Here is a 2,088-nt window from a genome sequence, read left to right on the forward strand (position 1 = left end):
GTTGGTGATACGCGCGCTGACCTGACCTGCATCGATGTATGGATCGTCGCCAGGCGCAGCGACGCTCACGCTGCCAGTCGTTTGATTGGCGCCGATGGTGATGCTCTGGCCATTGCTCAGGGTCACGGTGACCGGCGACTGAGCGGCGTTGCTCAGGGTGGCGGTATAGACGATCTGCCCGCCCTCAGCGACGGTTTGCGTAGCCGACAGGGAAACCGTGGTGGTGTCCTGTACGTCAGTGACCGCAGTACTCACAACGCCTTTATCGGCGACCAAGTTCTCGTAGTTGCCGCCAGACACGTTAGTGATGCTATTGGTGACGGCCGCATGCCCCTGATAGACATCATTGCTAACGCCGCCGGTTGCAGTCCCAGAGCTTTGGCCAACCGGGATGGTGATGGTTTGGCCGTTGGCCAAGCTCACCACGACCGGACTGCCAGTGACCGGTGCGCTGACGCTGGCGGTGTAGATGATCGTGCCGGCTTCAGCCACGGACGGGGTCGCGCTGAGCGTCACAGTCGAAGTATCGATGGTGTCAGTGACGCTGGTCACCGCAACGGTGCTGTTGATCGCCAGGTTTTCGAAGTTGCCGCCGGTTGCATTGGTGATACGCGCGCTGACCTGACCGGCATCGATGTATGGATCGTCTCCAGGAGCAGCGACGGTGACGCTGCCTGTAGTCTGGTTCGCGCCGATGGTAATGGACTGGCCATTGCTCAGCGTTACGGTAACGGGTGACTGAGCGGCGTTGGTCAGAGTAGCGGTATAGACGATCTGCCCGCCCTCAGCGACGGTTTGCGTGGCCGACAAGGAAACCGTGGTGGTGTCTTGGACGTCCGTGACTGAGGTACTGACCACGCCTTTATCAGCTACTAGGTTCTCGTAGTTACCGCCAGATACGTTGGTGATGCTGTTGGTAACTGCCGCGTGGCCTTGATAGACGTCATTGCTGACGGCGCCGGTTGCAGTGCCTGAGCTCTGTCCGACCGGGATGGTGATGGTTTGGCCGTTGGCCAAGGTCACCAGGACCGGACTGCCAGTTACGGGCGCGCCGACGCTTGCGGTGTAGACGATGGTGCCGCCTTCAGTCACGGATGGTGTGGCGGTCAGGGTCACGGTAGTGCTGTCCGTTACGTCGGTCACGGCTGTGCTGACGAGGTCAGTGTTGGCGACCAGGCTTTCGAAGTTTCCGCCACTGACGCTGGTGATGCTGTTGGTGACCGCCTCATGGCCCTGATAGACATCGTTGCTGACGGCACCCGTTGCGGTGCCGAAGCTTTGGCCAACCGGGATCGTGATGATTTGGCCATTGGCCAAGGTCACTACAACTGGAGCGCCAGTCACGGGTGCGCCGACGCTGGCGGTATAAACAATGGTGCCGCCCTCGGCAACAGCTGGCGCAGCGGTCAGGGTGACCGTTGTCGTGTCCGTTACATCGGTAACGGCAGTGCTGACGGGATCCGTGTTGGCGACAAGATTCTCAAAGGTACCGCCACTGACGCTGGTGATGCTGTTGGTGACAGCATCGTGGCCCTGATAGACATCGTTGCTGACAGCGCCGGTTGCAGTGCCGGAGCTTTGGCCAACCGGGATCGTGATGGTCTGGCCGTTGGCCAAGGCCACGACAACCGGGCTTCCAGTCACCGGCGCGCCGACGCTGGCGGTGTACACGATGGTGCCGCCCTCAGCCACGTAAGGTGTGGCGGTCAGGGTGACGGGAGTGGTGTCCGTTACATCGGTCACGGCTGTGCTGACGATGTCGGTGTTGGCGACCAGGCTTTCGAAGTTTCCGCCGCTAACGCTGGTGATGCTGTTGGTGACCGCCTCATGTCCTTGATAAACATCGTTGCTCACGGCGCCAGTTGCGGTGCCTGCACTCTGGCCAATCGGGATCGTGATGATCTGGCCATTGGCCAAGGTCACCACGACCGGACTACCGGTTACCAGCGCACCGACAGTTGCGGTGTAGACAATGGTGCCGCCCTCGGCAACAGCTGGCGTAGCGGTCAGGGTGACCGTTGTCGTGTCTGTTACATCGGTAACGGCAGTGCTGACGGGATCCGTGTTGGCGACAAGATTCTCAAAGGT

The 2,088-nt window shown here is 60.7% G+C and carries 1 protein-coding gene; it reads right to left on the reverse strand.

Features of this window, described 5'->3' with window-relative positions; all coding sequences use genetic code 11:
- Nucleotides 1-2,088: immunoglobulin-like domain-containing protein (locus tag ACLEJW_RS23150; protein WP_440778319.1), on the reverse strand; the 2,088-nt coding region annotated here is incomplete at both ends.

This window comes from Pseudomonas sp. SMSB3, from assembly GCF_052041965.1.
Taxonomy (GTDB): domain Bacteria; phylum Pseudomonadota; class Gammaproteobacteria; order Pseudomonadales; family Pseudomonadaceae; genus Aquipseudomonas.